The sequence below is a fragment of the Paenibacillus sp. P5_B5 genome (assembly GCF_056400365.1).
The window spans coordinates 282,579-303,171 of record NZ_JBFULK010000005.1 but is presented as its reverse complement, the minus strand read 5'-3'; the positions used below and the strand labels follow the sequence as shown (position 1 = coordinate 303,171).

At 41.2% G+C, this 20,593-nt stretch carries 19 protein-coding genes and 1 riboswitch; all 19 genes read right to left on the bottom strand.

Going from position 1 to position 20,593, the window contains the following annotated elements; all coding sequences use genetic code 11:
* Positions 1-169 precede the first annotated feature (169 nt).
* The 19 genes from AC1DOK_RS09195 to AC1DOK_RS09105 all read right to left on the bottom strand — a co-directional run bounded on the left by AC1DOK_RS09195 (position 170) and on the right by AC1DOK_RS09105 (position 20,481).
* On the bottom strand, positions 170-1,354 hold the full coding sequence (locus AC1DOK_RS09195; protein ID WP_477553956.1) for a DNA sulfur modification protein DndB: 1,185 nt from the start codon (positions 1,352-1,354) through the stop codon (positions 170-172).
* On the bottom strand, positions 1,354-2,490 hold the full coding sequence (locus AC1DOK_RS09190) for a DNA sulfur modification protein DndB (protein ID WP_477553955.1): 1,137 nt from the start codon (positions 2,488-2,490) through the stop codon (positions 1,354-1,356). Before AC1DOK_RS09190 ends, AC1DOK_RS09195 begins: the two co-directional genes overlap by 1 nt.
* 115 nt (positions 2,491-2,605) lie before the next feature.
* A complete protein-coding gene (locus tag AC1DOK_RS09185; RefSeq protein WP_477553954.1) occupies positions 2,606-3,742 on the bottom strand; it encodes a site-2 protease family protein in 1,137 nt (378 codons plus the stop codon).
* A gap of 30 nt (positions 3,743-3,772) precedes the next feature.
* Positions 3,773-4,132, bottom strand: a complete 360-nt coding sequence (locus tag AC1DOK_RS09180; RefSeq protein WP_477553953.1) for an arsenate reductase family protein — start codon at positions 4,130-4,132, stop codon at positions 3,773-3,775.
* A 5-nt stretch (positions 4,133-4,137) separates the two neighbouring features.
* Entirely contained in the window at positions 4,138-5,076 is a 939-nt protein-coding gene (locus AC1DOK_RS09175) for an RluA family pseudouridine synthase (RefSeq protein WP_477553952.1), read from the bottom strand.
* Positions 5,073-5,645: a cob(I)yrinic acid a,c-diamide adenosyltransferase gene (locus tag AC1DOK_RS09170; protein WP_477553951.1), complete on the bottom strand. Its 573-nt coding sequence runs from the start codon at positions 5,643-5,645 to the stop codon at positions 5,073-5,075. Before AC1DOK_RS09170 ends, AC1DOK_RS09175 begins: the two co-directional genes overlap by 4 nt.
* Position 5,646: 1 nt before the next feature.
* Entirely contained in the window at positions 5,647-7,212 is a 1,566-nt protein-coding gene (locus tag AC1DOK_RS09165; protein ID WP_477553950.1) for a cobyric acid synthase, read from the bottom strand.
* Between the two features lie 15 nt (positions 7,213-7,227).
* Positions 7,228-8,358, bottom strand: coding sequence for a threonine-phosphate decarboxylase CobD (gene cobD, locus AC1DOK_RS09160; RefSeq protein WP_477553949.1), 1,131 nt, complete (start codon positions 8,356-8,358; stop codon positions 7,228-7,230).
* 351 nt (positions 8,359-8,709) lie between these two features.
* A complete protein-coding gene (cobS, locus tag AC1DOK_RS09155; RefSeq protein ID WP_477553948.1) occupies positions 8,710-9,531 on the bottom strand; it encodes an adenosylcobinamide-GDP ribazoletransferase in 822 nt (273 codons plus the stop codon).
* Positions 9,507-10,502 carry an adenosylcobinamide-phosphate synthase CbiB gene (gene cbiB, locus AC1DOK_RS09150; RefSeq protein ID WP_477553947.1) on the bottom strand — a complete coding sequence of 332 codons (996 nt, stop codon included), beginning with the start codon at positions 10,500-10,502 and terminating at the stop codon, positions 9,507-9,509. The genes cobS and cbiB overlap by 25 nt, the downstream gene beginning before the upstream one ends.
* Positions 10,502-11,164, bottom strand: a complete 663-nt coding sequence (locus AC1DOK_RS09145) for a bifunctional adenosylcobinamide kinase/adenosylcobinamide-phosphate guanylyltransferase (RefSeq protein WP_477553946.1) — start codon at positions 11,162-11,164, stop codon at positions 10,502-10,504. Before AC1DOK_RS09145 ends, cbiB begins: the two co-directional genes overlap by 1 nt.
* 146 nt (positions 11,165-11,310) lie before the next feature.
* Positions 11,311-12,366, bottom strand: a complete 1,056-nt coding sequence (cobT, locus tag AC1DOK_RS09140) for a nicotinate-nucleotide--dimethylbenzimidazole phosphoribosyltransferase (RefSeq protein WP_477553945.1) — start codon at positions 12,364-12,366, stop codon at positions 11,311-11,313.
* A 71-nt stretch (positions 12,367-12,437) separates the two neighbouring features.
* The gene (locus AC1DOK_RS09135) at positions 12,438-13,229 is read right to left on the bottom strand and encodes an ABC transporter ATP-binding protein (protein WP_477553944.1); all 792 of its coding nucleotides are present in this window, start codon (positions 13,227-13,229) and stop codon (positions 12,438-12,440) included.
* A 69-nt stretch (positions 13,230-13,298) separates the two neighbouring features.
* A complete protein-coding gene (locus tag AC1DOK_RS09130) occupies positions 13,299-14,336 on the bottom strand; it encodes a FecCD family ABC transporter permease (protein WP_477553943.1) in 1,038 nt (345 codons plus the stop codon).
* A 3-nt stretch (positions 14,337-14,339) separates the two neighbouring features.
* Positions 14,340-15,350 (bottom strand): ABC transporter substrate-binding protein, encoded by a 1,011-nt coding sequence (locus AC1DOK_RS09125; RefSeq protein WP_477553942.1) that lies wholly within the window; start codon positions 15,348-15,350, stop codon positions 14,340-14,342.
* A 165-nt stretch (positions 15,351-15,515) separates the two neighbouring features.
* Positions 15,516-15,810, bottom strand: a riboswitch (cobalamin riboswitch).
* Between the two features lie 393 nt (positions 15,811-16,203).
* On the bottom strand, positions 16,204-16,467 hold the full coding sequence (locus AC1DOK_RS09120) for an aspartyl-phosphate phosphatase Spo0E family protein (RefSeq protein ID WP_477553941.1): 264 nt from the start codon (positions 16,465-16,467) through the stop codon (positions 16,204-16,206).
* A 75-nt stretch (positions 16,468-16,542) separates the two neighbouring features.
* Positions 16,543-17,736 (bottom strand): aminotransferase class I/II-fold pyridoxal phosphate-dependent enzyme, encoded by a 1,194-nt coding sequence (locus tag AC1DOK_RS09115; RefSeq protein WP_477553940.1) that lies wholly within the window; start codon positions 17,734-17,736, stop codon positions 16,543-16,545.
* Between the two features lie 13 nt (positions 17,737-17,749).
* Positions 17,750-18,241 (bottom strand): Lrp/AsnC family transcriptional regulator, encoded by a 492-nt coding sequence (locus AC1DOK_RS09110; RefSeq protein ID WP_477553939.1) that lies wholly within the window; start codon positions 18,239-18,241, stop codon positions 17,750-17,752.
* A gap of 167 nt (positions 18,242-18,408) precedes the next feature.
* Positions 18,409-20,481: a sensor domain-containing protein gene (locus AC1DOK_RS09105; protein WP_477553938.1), complete on the bottom strand. Its 2,073-nt coding sequence runs from the start codon at positions 20,479-20,481 to the stop codon at positions 18,409-18,411.
* Positions 20,482-20,593 lie beyond the last annotated feature (112 nt).

The window sequence follows — 20,593 nt, the reverse complement described above, 5'->3', positions numbered from 1 at the left end:
CTCATTATATAAAATAAAATTTTAAAATTCAATAAACATTTAAAATAATATTCCAAGAAGAAATTAAATTACAAAAAACTACAAAAAAAATGGTCTTTCCTCATCGATTAACCATCCGAATGTCATCTTAAGTAAGATAACGGATGCTAATTAATGAAGAAAGACCGTTTTACGCTAAAGAGGCGAAGCCATCAGGTTCTTCCATACCTTCCAAGAAAAACTTAAGCAGCTTACTATGTTTACGCAGAGATTTCTCGTGAATTAAATTTAACTTGCCATTATCTTGCATACCGAAAATATAGAACAACTCTTCATTACGATGGGACCAATCGAATCCATCTAGAATTCGAAGACATGAGGTCCACTCCTCATTAAATTCGCCATCCTTAAACAAAAAGTGATTCGCATAGATCGCTATGCTCTCCTGCATTACTCTACTCGCTGACGTATATTGTGATAAGCCGGGTTGTTCTGGTAAGAGTGGTAGCAGCTTGCTATAGAATTGATGCAGAATCTCAACGTAGAATGGTAAATCCTTACGCATATTGCGCATTAACTCATACGATGGTTGCATTCTCCCTGAGAACAGCATCGTTGCTACTGAATACATCCAAGAGAAGCAAGTAAAGTTACGATTGAACGCGGTTAAAGAATTCCGTTTTTCAATCCCTACCTCCTTAAGCATTGGATGATGGTCTGCAACCTGTTGAATAACCAGATTAATGGGATCAACTGAATCAAACAAATGTCCAAGCTCCTTAGATACCAATTGAACCTTGGAATTGATATCTCCGAACAATTGCTTCTCCTCTTCTTCATTCAGACCAATGTAGATTTGTACAGCTAGCTCTGTTTCCATCAATGCCAGCCTTCTTATTTCGATACTATCTACTAAGTTTTGCAAATCATCTAATTCTGACTGTACTGAGGGATCTTCAGGATCCTTTCGCTGCTTCAATTTCAAAACAGTGATTTTGCGTGTGTTCCTGCGAACCTCACGCAGCATTTGCTCACCAACATAACCTAACGCCAAAATTCGATGTTGACCATCTAAGATACTGAGTTTAGAACCTTGCCTGAGTACATAGCTTTGTTTCTCATGATCTTCTCCATCAGTAGCAAGTGAACCGACGTCTCTCATGGAGAGTGTGACAGGTCCAAAGAATACCTGATCCAATTCTCTTTCCTGCAAATAATTAGATATTTTGCGTCTCTGCATTAAACTAAGCTTCCGCTGCACCATAGGGTCAATCGTTGTATAATCAAGCAAATCACGTACTTTAAGTGCAACTGTAGTCAAGCCGAATTTATCACACAGAGGATAAATGGTCATTTGTAAGCGAAGTCCATCCATTAGCCAACATCCTCCCCATCTGTAATCAACAATACATGGTTTTCCTTGTAGAAACCTACTATATGCTGATAGGCCTTCATAATCCTTGTTCTACGTGGCAATCGATCTTTCTCTTCTCCTGAGAAAATCGTCTCCCAGCGAATATGAGGCAGAATCCGCATCGCATAATTCATCGCATATCGATTAAATTTGCCACTCTTCGTCGCTTCATCATGAATAAATAATGCTGTAGCAAGCTGCATATTTTCTGTCCAAGGCGATGAGCCTTTAATAGGTTCAGGCAATACCTTAAGCATTTGAATAAAATACTCGGAAGCTAATGTAATATGCTCCTGCAGCATTTTATCTTCATAGCGGTAGCTGTTCTGACGGCTACTAGATTTCATTCTACCTTCGAATAGAGCGACTAGAATTTCGGTGAGTAGGTGATAAGTAAACAAATACTCAGGACCCTTACCCCTTTCGGAGAATGTATCAATCGGAATATGGTTCATCACGGCGTGATTCTGCAGCAAGTCCATCCCCATTACATGATAATAACGTCTTTGATCACGTAATACGGCAAGATTACCGCCAATTTTACGTGGCAGTTTGTTAATGTCTGAGAAGAGCTGACGCTCTTGAATTGCATTGATGTCCAGATAGATCATAATAGAGGCTGGGAATGCATACAACCGGCGTAATTTCTCGGTTATTTCCTCCATCTTCTCATATTCGCGACGATCCTTTGCCCTTGTCATTTGACTTTGTAAGCTTTCCATCACTCTTCGGAATGCAGCTAGACGGTGTTGACCATCCACGACATAAAGCATTTCAACTGGCTGGAGACGAAAAGCATTCTGTTCCTCGTCATAGTGCCCAGCTCCCCGAGCAGAGAAAATAATTCCCGGGAAATATATGGGCTGGTTATCTTGCAAGTACAATTCGATATAATCAATTAGTTTAGTTAAATTACGTGGATTAATCGAGCGTTGTACCTCAAGGTCAACCTCATAAATAGAAAACAATCTACTCATTGGCATCGTTGCTGACAAAGTAACTTGTCCAAATGTTTTACCTAACATACCCGGAATATCAACATATGCGGAATTTCTACCTTTTGACAATAATTCAGATAAGGAAGTTACGGAATTCATTGTTAATCTCCTTTCAATACCAATATCCTATCCTTACCATTTTGAACAAAAAGAGCGCCGTTAAAACATCGGCGCTCCTTAAAATATCAAAATATATTTTTTTATATACAAAAAGTTATGAAATCAGCATGATAGATTGCATTTCCTGATGAGCAAGCATCATCATGACAACCAAATAAGCAGCAAGCCCAAAATATGCAAGCCCGAATTTCCAACGAGTTGAGGAACGAACTTCATAATATTGTTCATTCTCAAACTCTTGGTATTCAATAACTACGGTCAAACAAACAGATGAATCCTGACTACCCGCTTGAATATGTTTGGTTTGGGCGTATACGCGTTTAATGATAGCTTGCGTCATAACAACCATTTCTTCTTCAAATTGAATGGCATCCCATTTTGCTCTAACAATTGTCTTACCTTCGTGCTTGCCGGTAAGCTCAGTAAATGCTGTATACGATAAATCCCGCTGATGGTTCTCGCCTGGAATGAACGTTAACCCTTGATAGAAGGTTTCCTCTGTCAAATAGTAATCCGTAGAAACAAAATTCATTTTGGATTGAGCTGTTTTTTTCTTCACATATTTATTGTACATATTCCAAGCTGATATAACTAAAATAATTCCTAATAATATACTTTTCAAATAAATAATAACAGGAATCGCTACAATTAAGCCAACAACCCATAGCCAACGTGTTACTGCAACAGAGATTCGCCCACCATCAAGCGGATGAACCGGTAGTAGATTGAGCAAATTCAGAAAAAATCCAATATAAGCAACTGAATAGAGTACTGGGTAATCAAGCAGGAATCCAAGTCCAAAAGTAGCTGTTGCACCAATCGTACCAAGTAAAGGACCACCGTAACCAATATAGGCTTCTGTTACTGCATCACTAGGATTACGCTTCATGGACACTAATGCTCCAACAAAAGGGATGAAGAATGGTGCAGATACAGGCATCTTCTTCTGCTTGGCAGCAATCACATGTCCCATTTCATGAATAAATAGCATTACCACTATACCGATCGCAAAAGATATTGGAAACAGCATCGCATAGGTTCCAGTGAAAACTAGCATACTTGCTATAGCGCCACCAAACTTACCGAACTTCAAAAGTGAAAGAATCCATTTTCCCTTAGCTAGAATAAAGAAGCCGGCTGTTCCAAGAAACCACAATGGATTATTTTTTTTGCTTTTGGCGTTACTATTATTTGGCTTATTAGATTCAGGTGTAGGTGAACTATCTTTCATATTTTCCTCCTCAAACGTCCTCACGTACAATTACCAGTTTAGTTCGAATGCTTCTTCCTTGAAACCAACTGTTACCTTATGTCCATCCGTTACGATTGGGCGCTTAATTAGCATACCATTAGATGCGAGCAACGCTAGCATCTCATCCTCCGAAAGCTGCGGTAACCGATCTTTAAGTCCCATCGATCTGTACACTTCCCCAGCAGTGTTAAAAAACTTGCGAATGTCAAGTCCACTTAACTTAACCAGTTCCCGTAGTTCTTCAACACTTGGTGGAGTATCCGCAATTGGAATTGTCGTTATCTCCGCATCTGGATGATGACTTCTTAACCACTTTAATGTATTCCGGCATGTACTGCATTTTGCATATTCATAGACTTTAAAATTCATCCAAGTCACTCCATTTCATTACGTAAATGTTCAATCACAAGTTTCATATCATCTGGTACTTCTGCCCTGAACTCTACCCGCTCCCTCGTACTTGGATGAGTAAATCCGAGCCGATAAGCATGAAGGGCTTGTCTAGTTATAATGGAATCAACAGACTCTGATAAATGAGCATACTCACCTAGTTGGTACATCTTGTCCCCCACAAGTGGGTGACCAATATGCTTCATATGTACGCGAATTTGATGCGTGCGACCTGTCTCTAGACGTATTCTGACTAATGTTACATGTCCAAATCGTGCTGATACCTCGTAATGCGTGACTGCATGATAACCTGTAGGGGTTACAATCCTCATATGTGGCTGTTCAGGATCACGATCTATTGGACCTTCAATCGTTTCTTTATCATCCTTGACATCACCATATACAAGTGCCATATATTCTTTCTCAATCGTATGCGCAATCATCTGCTCAGAAATTTGCTGGTGGACATAGGCATTCTTAGCAATGGCGAGCACACCAGAAGTTTCTTGATCCAGCCGATGAATGGGTCTAAAGCGGAAGCTCTCACCTTTACTTTGCCAATAATAAACGACACCATTCGCAACCGTATTAATATAATGACCATGCGTGGGATGTACAATCATTCCAGCTTGTTTATTTACAATTAAGAGATCTTCATCTTCATATATAAAGTCTAATGGCAGCTCTTGTGGCATAATATCATCCGATTCCTCGCGCTCCATTCGGACTTCAACAAGATCACCAGCTTGCACATGAACAGAAATATATTTACGCTCACCATTAACCATAATTCCTTGTTCCGTCAGCTTCACACGAGATAACAATTTACGAGAAACACCTAATCTTTTTTGTAAAATTGTTTTCAATACACAACCATCATCTTCGGGCGGCACAATATATTGTAAGGGATCATAATAATTCATGATTTGGATCTAAACACCTCAGCGGAGCGAATATATTCAACATCAGTCTGCCCTTCCCGCAAGTTAGCAGTCCGAGCAATGGTAAAGAATAGATCGGATAATCGGTTTAGATAACGCAATACTTCAGGGTTAATCTCTTGTTCACGAGCAAGCGTCACAACTCTCCGTTCTGCACGTCTACATACAGTTCGGCAAATATGTAAAGCTGAAGAAGTGCTGCTTCCACCTGGCAGAATAAACCGTGTGAGATCAGGCGTCTCGGCATCATATTTATCAATCCAAGGCTCAAGTGCTTCTACCATTTCGGCTGTTACCTTGAACGGATGCTTCTCCGTTTCTTTCAACTTCGCTAGATCTGAACCACAGTCGAACAACTCATGTTGGATTTGTAATAAATCTTCGAGCAGATCCGTAAATTTATCTGGATTCATGAGACTCATCGCTTGCCCTACGAAGCTATTAAGCTCATCTACTGTTCCGTAAGCTTCAACACGAATATCATCTTTATTCACACGACCACCAATTACACTTGTCTGACCTTTATCACCTGTTCGCGTGTATATTTTCATTCTAATCAACCTCCGATATTTGTGATGGATGAGATAATCCTATGATATTATAAATGCGCTTTAAGTCCAAATGCTCCCGCACATGCGATGCTAATCTGTCAAAAGCTTGCTCTCTTTTCTCTTTGAATCTTAAATTCGCAGGAAGTGGATCTAGTCCTTTAGTCTGACGAATCTTATTGAGCCATTGTCTACGCAGATCATCATTATGAAGAATCCCATGAATATAAGTACCCCATATTCGCCCATCATCTACAGAAGCACCCTCTGGGAGGTCATCGATCGTAAAAGGCTGCATAACCTCTTCCTCAAAATTGGTTTCACCCATATGAATTTCATAACCTTCAATAGGCACTAAATCTGCCCCATATAGAGAGGCTGTTCCAGCTATACGAACCGTTCTCTTCGTTTGTGCAAAAGTAGTTACTGATGGAAAAACACCAAGCCCATGATATTCCTTTTCATTCGACTCTACTTGATTCGGATCAAGCAGCTTACGCCCTAACATTTGATAACCACCACAAATACCTACGACGTGACCATCCTGCTCATACATATACTCAAGCAGCAGCTTTTGCATGCCTGTACTGCGTAAATATCTTAAATCCTCTGTCGTATTCTTGCTTCCTGGCATAATAATCGCATCAGGCTTCCCAAATTCACCTGGGTGTGTGATATAGCGAACCCGCACATCTTCCTCGTCATAGAGCGGATCAACATCTGTGAAATTAGAAATACGAGGGAAACGAATGACAGCAATATCAAGCTTTTGATCCTTGGCATGTTGTGAACTATCGCTTGAACGCGTTATCTGACGTTTAGAGTCCAGAGAAGCAGAATCCTCATCTTCTATACCAAGCATAGGCAAATATGGAATGACGCCCAGTACAGGAATACCAGTCCGTGCTTCTAACCAATCAAGACCAGGCTGCAGTAAAGATACGTCTCCACGAAATTTATTTATAATAAAGCCTTGTACCCGGGATCGCTCTTCTTCAGTCAGAATTTCTAACGTACCGACGATCGAAGCAAATACGCCTCCCCGATCAATATCAGCAACAAGCACAGCCGGTGCTTCACCCCACACAGCCGCGCGCATGTTAACAATATCGTTATCCTTCAAATTCACCTCTGCCGGACTTCCTGCCCCCTCCATGACAACCACATCATATTGCGCTCGCAAACGATCGATCGCTTCCTTAACAATCGATTCAGCTAAAGGAAGGTATTCTTCACGATAAGTCCTTGCCTTAAAATCAGCAACTGGCACACCATGAACGATTGTCTGTGAAGTGAGGTCACCTTTGGGCTTAAGCAAGATCGGATTCATATCCGTTGTCGCCTGAATTTGGCATGCATCAGCTTGCACACCTTGTGCGCGCCCAATTTCTTTGCCATCTATCGTCACATAAGAATTATTAGACATATTCTGTGATTTAAAAGGAGCTACCTTTAAGCCATCTTCGAGAAAAATACGACATAACCCTGTGGTGATAATGCTCTTACCCACATCAGAACTTGTCCCTAAGACCATAATTGTTCTTGCTCGCTTTGAGGTATCTGATTTCATTGACTGACCATCTCCCTATTCAGGCATACCTTGAACATTAACTTTAATAGCAACTTTGATAGCCATGACTTCTCGAATCGCTTGAACTAAACGCTCGTTATCTAATCTAGTTCGAACAGCAACTCGGCCATATCGCTCATTTAGACCTTTAAACAAAGAAGCATCTCTAACTAGTATTCCTTTACGTCCTAATAACTGTTGGAGTTGTTTAATATCGTAGCCAGATTGCTCAGGTAATGAGATCAGCAAGAAATTAGTTTCACTTGGTACAACCTGTAGCCCTAGTAACTCAAGTTGATTAGTTAACCATGGACGTTCCTCATCTAACCACTCTCGCGTACGCTGAGCATATTGCTCATTGCAAGGGTCTTCTATATTCAAGACTGATTTACCTATTTCCTGTGCTAAAAAATTAACACTCCAAGGCGTTTGCCGTTTGCGAAGCTGAGCAATCATATCAGGATGAGCAACCATAAACCCGAGCCTTATACCAGGAATTGAGAAGAATTTGGTCATTGAACGAATCACATACAGATTCGGCTCCCCAGCAGCCTGACGGATACGGCTAACCTCCGCTTCATTCGCGATAAAATCCATAAAAGCTTCATCCAAAATGAGAGGATGTTTACGATTTATAATATTATTGAGAATACACTGTGGTATAAGCTTCCCCGTTGGATTATTGGGATGCCCGAGGAAAAGTAAATTCGTTTCATTCATCGCTTGCTCGATATCACTTTCTTGCAATTCAAAGCTGTGTTCTTCATACAAGGGGATATCATAGGCGATTCCTGCTGCATTGTGAACCGCATCCCCATACTCACTAAAACAAGGTTGTGCAAGTCCTGTTATGTTCGGCACAAGATGGCGTACAAGTAGATCGATTAACTCTGCTGCGCCATTACCAACCATTATGCTCGCTTCTGGAATCTCATAGTGTTCCGATATCGCTTTGACAAGCTGGCGTGAAGCTGGATCTGGGTATCGATTAATTTCATGCCACTTCGACTTCATAATGTGCTCAATTACCTCAGGTGGCCCAAGCGGATTCATATTGGCAGAGAAATCAAGAAACTCTTCTTTATTCAAACCAAACGATTCCTCAGCTGTACGAAGATCTCCACCATGTCCATAACGTTCTAACATAAACGTGCCTCCTAGGGTAACTTAAGGTCTAAATCATAATCAGTGCTAGAAACGTTACAAGTGTGCCGATCGATGACCGCTGCGTGGACGGATTGTCCTTACGATCGCTGTTGCCACCAGATTTCTTGATTATATACCGCATAGAGCGGTAGAAATCCGGTGTCAAAGCATACGCTTACGAAGTAGTTTTCCTTCGGAAAACTTGTAGGCGAACGCTTCGCTTCTTCAGGACAATTCCGTCCCCTCCGCTACTACGATCAATATTGGATTCTGTCTTTAGCATGTACTGATTATGTATTAGAGCAACTTATAAGGTATGAAAAATAACAACCATATATTTAACACAGTTAATTAAACTGTTAAATGATAAAAGATAACTACAATCAAGAGCCCTGTTAACTCAAGGATCTCATTCAATGCGCCGTATGTATCTCCTGTTAACCCACCAAGCTTGCGAGCCAAATAAACTGCTGTCATACAACCGATTATTAGCATACCACCAATCACACATAGCAGCAGTATCCAGTCGATTGAATTCCCAAGTAAATAGGGTACGCCAAGCACCGCTAGGCTTAGTAAAAGTCCAACTATTGCACCCAATCCTACATAGCGTACTGACGTCCCCTTAAAAAAACTACCTAATCCAGAATCAGGTCTTGCATATGGCCAATGGGTAATTGCAGCAGTCATAAACCAACGACTCCAGATCGGAATCACCAATAAGGGAAGAAACAACTGGGAGAGATCATGCTGCACAATCACGTAGATAAGTGAGGTTTTCATGAATAAATACAGGACACAAACAATGACACCCATAGCTCCTACCCGGCTATCTTTCATGATGTCAAGCATTTGTTCCCTATCCCGATGACTGAGAATACCATCAGCAGTATCCATGAGACCATCTAAGTGCAATCCGCCTGTCAAGATAATCCAGAAAGTAATAAGTAGCACTGAAGCCGGCATTGGAGGCAGAATCATTTGACCAATAACGGCTAGAGTTAGCAGTAATAACCCAATTACTCCACCAACGATCGGATAGAAAGGTACGCTTCTTTGGAACACCTGATTGTTATAGTTAATTTGCAGTGGAATAGGAATCCGCGATAAAAATTGAAAGGCCGCAATACATCCATACAGCCAGTCTGTTACACGATTATGAGTAGAGCCCATATGGCTAATCCTCCAATCACAATAAAGGCAGATCGATATAATATTCGAACTGTCGACACGATATCATTCGCATTTCTCTCTCTTAGTGGATAGCCAAGTCTAGCTCGTTCACTAGCAACACCACCATATATATTGCGACCACCAAGCTCAATACCAAGCGCTCCAGCAACTGCTGCTTCTGGTATGCCGCTATTGGGACTTGGATGTTTACTTGCAAAGGTGATGACCGAGCGAAATCCACGTCTTGCTGACAATTCATGGTCAAACATAGCGGAAATTAAGATTAAAAGACCCGTCAGTCGTGCTGGAATCCAGTTCATGACATCATCCCATCTCGCTGATGCTCGTCCAAAAAATAAATAACGTTCATTGCGATAGCCAACCATTGAATCTAATGTATTCGATGCTCTATACAGCATAGCAAATGGAGCTCCACCAAGCAAAGCATAGAAAATTGGTGAAATTACAGCGTCCACAATATTTTCAGCAACAGTCTCAACGACTGCACGAGTCAGTTCTGCTTCAGAAAGCTCCTTCGTATCTCTACCTACAATATAGCCTGTATATTTACGTGCATCTTGCATGTTACCTGCACGTATAGGGTTAAGAACACGATAAGCTGCTTGCTTCAAGCCTTTGATCGCAATTGTAGAAGCAATGAACCATACACTTGCTACATACCCTAAACAAGGATGTATCCAAGTCGTGATTGCAATAATTCCCCATAGAATTGCAAAGCTAAGTAGTGTGGTGGAAACAGTGAGCACAGCACCACACCATAGCTTGATGTTAGGACTTAACTCTGCACGCTTAATATCATTAGACGTCAAAAGCCGCTTCTCTAGAAAGCTAATCCAGCGACCGATCAGAATGACCGGGTGTGTGGGCCACTTCGGATCGCCGATACATAAATCTAAGAGAATGGCGGCTATTACAATCCATATGATTTCTTGTAACGAATAGAAAAGCATTAGTTTCGCTCACTTTCGTCCAGCTTGTACGCTATGCTTTTTAGCTCAATCGGAATTCCTGCGGTTACGAGGAAAACTTGCGAGCATATCGCTGCGAGCGTCTGGTTTAAGCGACCGGCAAGATCACGGAATTGCCGGCCAAGTGGGGTGACGGGTACGATGCCGTCACCCACCTCGTTCGTGACGAGGATGAGCGGATATGGATAGGCCGATACGGCCTCTGCCAAATCCGCGATCTGCGCCGTCACGAGGGCCACTGCCTCCGGCTCGTTCTCATGCCGGAGCAATTGGTTGGACAGCCACAAGGTGAGGCAGTCCACTAACACTACCGCCCGCTCCGCGCTGGCGGATGTCGCATCAGTAGTGGAATCCGTAACAGCGCTGGACACCACATTCATAGTCGGTGTCGCGACTACCGAGGATTCCCCGCTACTGGCAAGCTCGCGCAGCAGCTTGGATAGCTCATAAGGCTCCTCCCGTGTCACCCACGAGAATGTGCCGCTGGTGCGCTGCTCTTGATGCAAAGAGACGCGTTCGCGCATCTCTTCATCATAAATTTGTGCTGTAGCAATATACAGCCCGGAGTCTCCTAGCCTAGCTGCTAACCGCTCGGCAAACCCACTTTTGCCGCTGCGCGCTCCCCCTGTCACCAAAATAGCCATTTATATCAACACTCCTTACAGCTTACTGGGTACACATTATCTTAAGGCTCTATTTCTATCATACAGCTTTATTCTACAGCTTGTTTACTAATTCTCTAGACTACAGGTAAAGATCTATTCTTCATAAAATCTATACTTGATAAATTCTACACTTGATCACTCGTTACTCTAGCACTTTGGAAGGTAGCCATTTCACGCATTATTTTGCCTGCAGCATCGATTAAAGTAAAGGCTAATGCAGCACCGGTCCCTTCACCTAATCTCATATCCATTTGAAGCATCGGAGATAGGTTGATTGCTTCTAGCATTCGACGGTGTGCTTGTTCCATGGACAAATGTGAGCCAATCATATAATCAACAGATAAAGGAGCCATTTTACTAGCAATTAATGCAGCCGCCGATGAGATAAATCCATCGATCACTACAGGGCAACGATTGGCTGCTGCGCCCAGTATAACACCAACTAATCCTGCGATTTCAAGTCCCCCAACTTTAGCCAGTACATCAAGTGGATCTTTCCCATTTGGCTGATTGACTTCAAGTGACTGAGCAATCACGTTAAGCTTATGCTGCATTCGCGCATCATCAATTCCAGTACCACGTCCGACCGCTTCTTCAGGTGACAATCCAGTAAGTGCACATAATATTGCTGAACTTGCTGTGGTATTTCCAATTCCCATTTCACCAGTTGCAAACAACGTAACCCCTTGCTGTACCATTTCATTGACCAGTTCAGCACCTACCATAATGGCGCGTTCGGCTTCATCATAGCTCATTGCAGCACCTTTAGTCATATTAGCTGTACCTTTACGTACCTTGCGTGATATGAGCTTAGGATGCTCTAGTTCCGCATTCACACCAATATCAACACATACGACATCAGCACCTGCATGACGTGCCAGCACATTAACTGCTGCACCACCGCTTAAGAAGTTTAATACCATCTGAGGTGTTACCTCTGCTGGAAATGCACTAATGCCTTCCTCGCATACCCCATGATCTGCCGCCATAACAATGACTGCCTTTTTCGTGAACGATGGTTTAAGCTCTCCTGTAATTCCTGCAACCTGCTTGGCGATTGACTCTAGTTTACCTAGACTGCCTGGAGGTTTGGTTAGAGAATCCAAATACTGCGCTGCTTCGTCTATTTTACTATTATGAAGTGATTCAATACGAGTAATCATCTTGTGTAATGCTGTCATCATAGTCACACTCTTTCGTAAAAATAGATTTTTGCCTTACCTTATAAGCTTACGATATTTTGTTAATTTTCTTAGACTGTCCATATACTCCCCTCAGGCTGTAGTAGTATTTGGGGCACACCACTAACAGGATGAGATAAAACAATGGGTTCAGTACCATACACTTGCTTAATTAGATCAGTAGTAATGATTTCTGCAGGTGTTCCATCTGCAACGATCTGCCCGTCACTCATCATTAATAAACGAGTACAATATTGTGCTGCCAAATTCAAATCATGTAATACAGCAACGACTGTAAGACCACACTCAACCTGCCATTTGAGGATGTAATCCATCATTTGAATTTGATAAGCAATATCGAGGTAAGTTGTCGGTTCATCAAGCAGTAATAACAAAGGCTCTTGGGCCATCACTCTACCTAGTGCGACACGTTGTCTTTGACCTCCGCTTAAAATATCTACTCTGCGTTCAGCAATTTCACTCAACTTCAACCGTTCTAATATGGCATCTACTAATTGATAACCATTATTCGAGTCATCACCTAACCAGCTTTGAAATGGGTATCGACCCATTTCTACAATTTCTCTTGTGGTAAATCCAAGCGCTGGAAGCGCATCTTGCTCAAGTACAGCAAGCCATTTAGCTAATACCTTACGTGGGTAATCTCGAACAGACTTTCCTCTAAGCTCAACACTTCCGTTATCCGCATGCTCAACGCCTGAAATCATCCGTAACAAGGTCGATTTCCCACTTCCGTTGGGTCCGATGAGGCCAATAAATTCACCCTGCTCTACGGTTAAATTGACATCATGCAAGACAACTTTAGTGTCATATGCTTTGGAAATATGATTTAACTTAATCATGATCCGAGCCTCCTTGTTCACGAGAATAGATGAAAAGATATAGCGTTCAAACTACTGATACGTTCTTCTTTACATGTGAGATACTTTCTTCTGTTTATGTAATAAATACGCAAAGAACGGAGCACCGATAAAAGCGGTAACAACACCAAGTGGTATTTCTGTAGGCGCAAGCGCTGTTCTAGCCAAAGTATCTGCCCACAGAACATAGATCCCCCCACCAAGAGCAGATAGTGGGATAAGTAAGCGATAATCAGGACCAACGATAAGACGAAGTAAATGGGGAACAATTAGCCCTACAAATCCAATGACTCCCGCTACCGATACTGCAGCCGCTGTAAGCAAAGTAGCTACGCATAGAACAATCAACTTCGTGCGTTCAACATGAACTCCAAGATGTGCAGCTTGTCTTTCGCCAAGTGCGAACAAATTCAAAGCCCTCGCATATCCAATGAGGATAACGAGTCCGATCAATAAATAAGGGCCGATCACTAGTGAATATTCCCATCCACGCATCGATAGCGATCCCATGAGCCAGAACATAATTTCATTAACCGTTTGTTTGGACATGGCTACGAGGAACGATACTATTGCTCCAAAGAAGGCTTGCATCACAACCCCAGAAAGAATTAAGGTTTCCTTCCTTATCTGACCATTCTCTTGCGCAAGCTTCAACACAATCCACAGTGTCATGATGCCAGTAGTAAAAGCTACAACCGGAATTGTCCACTGCCCAAACAATGCATATTCAAGACCAAAATAGATAAGCACTGCAGCTCCAACTGATGATCCAGACGCTACTCCTAGCGTATACGGGTCGGCAAGTGGATTGCGAAGGACACCCTGAAAAGCTGCCCCTGCTAATGCTAATGAAGCACCGACAAGCATGCCGAGCATCACACGTGGCATACGAACATTCATAATAATTTGCTCAGCAGATGCATCCCAATCAGGCATAAACCAATCCCCTATAAACGGAAGATGACTCCCAATTATTCTGAGAATATGATTAGGTGATACATAGCTTGCTCCAACAAATATCGCTATAAAAACAGTAAGAAGCAGGAGCAGAACCCCTGCTCCTCCCCATAGTAGTAGCTTACGTTTCATAGGCTATTTCACCAAGTCAGGATACAATGCTTTGGCAACTTCTAATAGTCCATCTGTAACTCGTGGACCTGGTCTACTTAAACTGTTCACATCAAGCCCAAAAATTTGGTTGTTTACAATAGCATCCATCTTACTCCAGCTAGCGCGTTCACGGATAAGTGTTTCTAAAGGCTTCTTGCTTTTATCATCGATAATCCCACTTGCATATAGAATAACTTGCGGATTTTGCTTCACGATCAATTCTTCATTCATTTGTGCCCAGCCAGTGATATCCATCTCAGCTGCAACGTTCACACCACCAGCAATTGTGATCAGTTCATTCATGAACTCACCTTTACCAACTGTCCAACCAGGTGAGAACTCAAGAAGCACTTTCTTTTTAGCTTCTGGTTTAACATCCTTTACAGCTTTCTGCACTTTATCAATATCCTGTTTCATTTTGGCAACAATCTGCTTAGCAGGCTCATTAGCATCAGTAATTTGACCATAAAGTAAGATGTTGTTCATAACATCGTCCAATGTCTTAGGCTCTACTTTAAAAATCTGAATACCGACTTTGCGAAGCTCTTCAACAGTTGCTTCTTTCATCGACACACCCGTAAATACGATATCTGGTTTAGCAGCAATTAGAGCCTCAACCGTTGGTTTCACGATACTACCCATCTTAGGCTTTGTCTTTGCAGCTTCAGGATAATCATCATAATCAGATACACCCACAATCTTATCCCCTAAACCAAGCGCGAATAAAGATTCTGTCTCAGCTGGCGATACAGAGACAATACGCTCTGGTGCCTTATCAAATGTAAATTCTTTACCTGTAACATCCTTAACTGTTAGTGGAAACTGTGTTTTCGCCTCTGTTTTAGCTTCTGGTGTAGCAGTTGGAGCTACTGTTGCAGCTGCTGGCGTTGTTGTAGGTGCAGCTTCCTTACCACCACATGCCGTTAATACGATAACTAATGCCATCGTTAATAACGATAATAATAACTTGCTTTTTTTCACTTGTTTGTTCATCGCTTCTTCCCCCTTATGTATTAGAGCAAGACTGCTTGATTAAGAAGTACCAAACGAAATCCCCTCCATTCATATAGAACAGAGGGGACGATAAATACGGAAGATAGTGGCTAAGTCAAAAGCTTGGATTCCGTGTTTAGCGATAGTCCTCTCCTCGAAGGATTTCGTTGTTTAAACAGATAGGCAGGTTTCCTGACTTACTGGTATTCACACGCTATACTTCGCCTTCCCGTTATCAAACAGTGGCTTAGCAAAAGAAACGATTTTACCGTCTTTTAAAGACGGATGCGTTTCTTAAGGTGATACATAGAATTTATAATGCAAAAGCTATAAATTCTATATCACTGAAGTTAGCTTCCAGTTACAGTGGCGGGACCGTGCTGGATTTTCACCAGCTTCCCTTTTAACCTTGCATATCAAATGAACGATATACGAAGGCACCTATCCGTTATAGGTATTTAGTTAATAATGCCGTTCAAGCGTTTTGCTTCATGTAAATTATATGCGTACTTCATTAATATTACAAGACGAACACTTCAAATATGCTATGATTGAACCATAACATACTGGCCATACTGCCTATTTATTCAACTAAATATTCGGTTATTTAATTACTTCTATTGATCTCCTCCCAGATGTACTAGGTTATTTGTTCATCTTCATCGGACTATCTCATTTACAAAAAATAGACCATCGTTTTACAATTGGTAAATGGGCATCATTCATTCTGTGAAATGTTTATGGTATATGGCATCTATGCTGGAACCCGATCAATCGTGGCACAAAAGCAAGTACAATGATAAACGAAACCTGAAGGAGATACATCCCCACATATAAAAGGACTGACAACATGTCAGCCCTCTTCTTTACTATTCATATATTCTACAATCTTCAAATCAAGTTCCATACTAATCTCGATAACCCGCTCTGAAGTCATTTTCTGTCCATCAAGAACTAGTCGCTCCAACCGTAAACGCAAATCGTGAATTTGTTCTTCTAAATCTCGTTGAGAGGAGATGTGCATCGTCTTCTTAAGTAGCCAACGCTTCTTACTTACAGAATCATTGATGAGCCACTGATTAGAAGCCTGTGGAAGCTGATATTCCATAAAGGTCATATGTCCATCTTCCTCTCTCCGACTTATTTAGTATAAATATACCATTTTATTTAAGCCTTGAAAATAGTAAATTCGTCACAATTTGCCAATTACTTTTCCAATTCTATCTAAGGCCTCAGTTAACTGTGAGACTGAAGTTGCATACGAACAGCGAATAAAGCCTTCTCCTCCTAGACCAAATACATCACCTGGGACTGCAGCAACTCTCCCCTCTGTAAGTAATAACCTAGCAAACTCATCAGAAGAAAGTCCTGTAGACCGGATAGACGGGAACGCATAGAATGCACCTTGCGGCTCGTGACACTCTAGACCGATCTCACGGAAGCCCTTGACTACAAGTCTGCGTCTCTGATTGTAAGCTTCCACCATTCGATCCTTATCTTCAAGTCCATTCCTAAGTGCTTCAATTGCAGCGATTTGGCCCATAATAGGCGCACACATGACGGTGTACTGATGGATTTTGAGCATTTCGCTAATCAAATCGGGATGCCCGCAAGCATACCCCATTCTCCACCCAGTCATGGCAAATGCTTTAGAAAAACCAGAAACTAGTATTGTACGATCAGCCATTCCAGGCATAGCAGCAAAAGAGACATGCTTTTGATCATACGTTAGCTCAGCATATATTTCGTCAGATATAACGATTAAGTCATGTTCTTCGACTATCCGTGCAATTGGCTCCCAATCCTCATAGGTCATTATTCCACCTGTTGGATTACTTGGATAGCAAAGAATTAATAGCTTGGATCGTGGGGTAATTGCTGCCTTGAGTCTCTCAGGAGTCAATTTAAAGTTCTCCTCTGCAGATGTCTCGATTCCAACCGACTTACCACCACTAATCGTTACAATGGGAGAATAAGAAATATAACATGGCTCAGGTACTAGAACCTCATCACCTGGCTGGATCAGTGTACGAAGCGCAAGATCAATCGCTTCTGATCCACCTACGGTTACGAGAACTTCGTTCGTTGGTTCATATTTAAGATCGAATTGTGTATATAAATACTCGGCAATTGCTTCACGTAGTTCTGGCAATCCTGAATTTGGTGTGTATTGTGTCTTGCCACGTTCGAGTGAATATACAGCAGCTTCGCGAACATGCCACGGAGTAACGAAATCCGGTTCACCAACACCAAGAGAAATAATATCCTTGGAGCCTGCTGCCAAATCAAAAAACCTCCGAATACCTGACGGTGGAATATCACGAACGAGTGGTGATATGTAGTTTTTCATTGATTGACGCTTGCTTGCGGTCTGGTTAATGTTCATCATTCAACATCCTTCACGGAGTGATTGGCAGACGATGATCATCCTCATGATCTTCGAAGATGATGCCATCCTGCTTATACTTCTTTAAAATAAAATGTGTCTTTGTCGATAATACACGATCAAGAGGTGAGAGCTTATTGGAAACGAACGAAGCAACATCCTGCAAGGATTTTCCTTCAATTTCAACAAGTAAATCATAGGCTCCTGACATTAAATAAACTGACTTCACTTCTGGATATAAATAGATCCGCTCCGCAATCGCATCAAACCCGTGACCACGTTCTGGAGTTATTTGTACTTCAATTAAGGCTGTTACTGTTTCACTAACAAACTTACTCCAATTAACAACAGTCGCATATTTAACAATCACATTCTCTTCTTCAAGCTCTTTGATCGTCTGTGCTACCTGCTCTTCTGACTCGCCTAACATCGTTGCAATCAGATCGCTACTACGACGGGCATCCTCTTTGAGAAGGTCAAGAATTTTTAACTTCCTCGCGTCCATCTTAAGTCCCCCAGTCAATTGTTATTCGTTCAAGTCAAGATAATAATCATTAGATAACATAATACAACGGTTCGTCATTCAAATCCACAATAAATGTAACGAAAGCATGTGAAAAGAAGTCTCACAGAAATAACATCCTGTTAGACTTCTTGATGGTATCCTTAATCCTATTGTAATAATCTCAATAAATCTTGTTCGCTAAGAGGTCTACTGAATAAATATCCCTGTACATAGTTCGATCCGCACTCTTCTAAATATTGAAGCTGTTCTTTGGTTTCTACACCTTCAGCAACAACATCCAGTTTCAACTTATGAACAAGAGAGATAATCGACCCAACGATTGTTTTCTCAATTGATTCCTTGTTTAATCCCTCTATGAACGATTTATCAATTTTCAGACTGTCTAGAGGCAAAATCTTCAAGTAATTTAAAGAAGAATATCCAGTCCCAAAATCATCAAGTGAAATCCTGATACCTAAATCACGAATTTCATTCAGCACTGAAATGGTTGCAAGAGAATCGATCATGACATTCTCCGTAATTTCAAGTTCGAGAAATTGAGGTTCGAGTGAAGATTCTTCCAGAATCTTTTTTAATAGACTAGGAAAATCCTTCTGTCTAAGCTGAATGGGCGATATATTAACACCGATTATCATTTTGGGGAATCCAAGATCCTGCCACTCTTTGTTCTTCTCGCATGCCTTGCGAAGCACCCACTCACCAATCGGTATAATTAATCCCGTCTCTTCGGCTACTCCAATGAAATCTAATGGAGCAATAAATCCAAGTTTCGGGTTATTCCAGCGAATAAGCACTTCTATTCCCCGAATTGTCGTTCTGCTTGTATCATATTGTGGCTGATAATGCAGAACAAATTCATCATTCTCAAGAGCGGAGCGAAGACCATTCTCAATTTGAATTCGTTGTAGCATTTCTTCTTTCATCGCTGCATTAAAAACCTGTATATTGTTTTTTCTAAGCATTTTAGCCTTATTAAGCGCTGTATCCGCATTACTTATCAACTCATACACAGTTATACCATCATATGGATATACAGAAATTCCAAAGCTTGCAGTAAGTACTATTTTATGATTATTAATGTCCCAAGGAGTGGAAAACATGTCATGCAGTCGATCAGCAATTTCAATAATTTCGCTTGCTTGGATAGGATCAAGCAATACTGCAAATGTATTCCCTCCAATTCGATAAACACTCCCGTTCTCACTAACGAGTGCACTTATAGAAAAAGCCATATATTGTAACAGTTCATCACCGAAAGTATGACCTAAGGTATCATTTATTTTCTTAAAATCATCCAAATTCAATAAAATCAGGGCCGATGTTCTATCCCCTACCAATGGTTCAGATATGATTCGATCCAATGTTTTAAGTAGATGAGTTCGATTAGGCAAGCCCGTTAACAAATCAAAATAAGCCAACTTATAAATATGTTGTTCATATTCTTTAATTTCACTAATATCTCGGCAAGTTCCTGTAGCTCCAATAAGAATCCCATTCTCTTCATATAGCGGGTAAATCCGGCAATCGAATGTTTTGTCCAAACTTGAATTCTGATGTTCTTTTACAACGACTTGGCCTGTATCATAAGCTTGATTCAGTAGATCCATCCACTCTTTTCTGAAATCCCCCATGAAGGTCAAATCGTGAAGACTTTTGCCTACGATCTCATTCTCGTTCAATTTAAAAGCTTTGCATAATGTATTATTAACTGCCGTAAAACAATATTTCATATCAAAACTAAATATATAGTCCAAAGAATTATCAACTAAATTACGATACTTTTCTTCACTAACCTGAAGTGCATCATGAGTCACTGTCAATTCTTGGACATAACGTTCATTATATCGCCTGATCTTGGCCTCTTGCAGCTCTCGTCTAATCACTTCACCAATATGTATTAAGTTATTCTTAAGAACATAATCATTGCAGCCAAGTCGCATCACTTCAACAGCGTGTTCTTCACCGATTTTGTCTGACACGAGAATGAATGGGATATTCGGATCTACTTCGTTTCGAATAATCAGCGCTTCGACCGAATTGAAATTAGGTAGCATATGGTCAGAAATGATAATATCCCATTCATGAGCATCCATCGCACTCTTCATTTCTTCCTTTGTTTCTACTCGTTGCAGTTGAAGCTCATAACCATATTTCTCCAAATGATAAACAACTAAATCCATATCATCAAGACTATCTTCAATTATTAAAACTCTTACCATCTAGTTTGATGCCCCCTTCAATTGGGCTTTTTCGACTATCGTAAAATAAAATATTGTATCTTCGTTGACTTCACTTTTCACCCATATTTCCCCATACAATTTCTTCCTCACC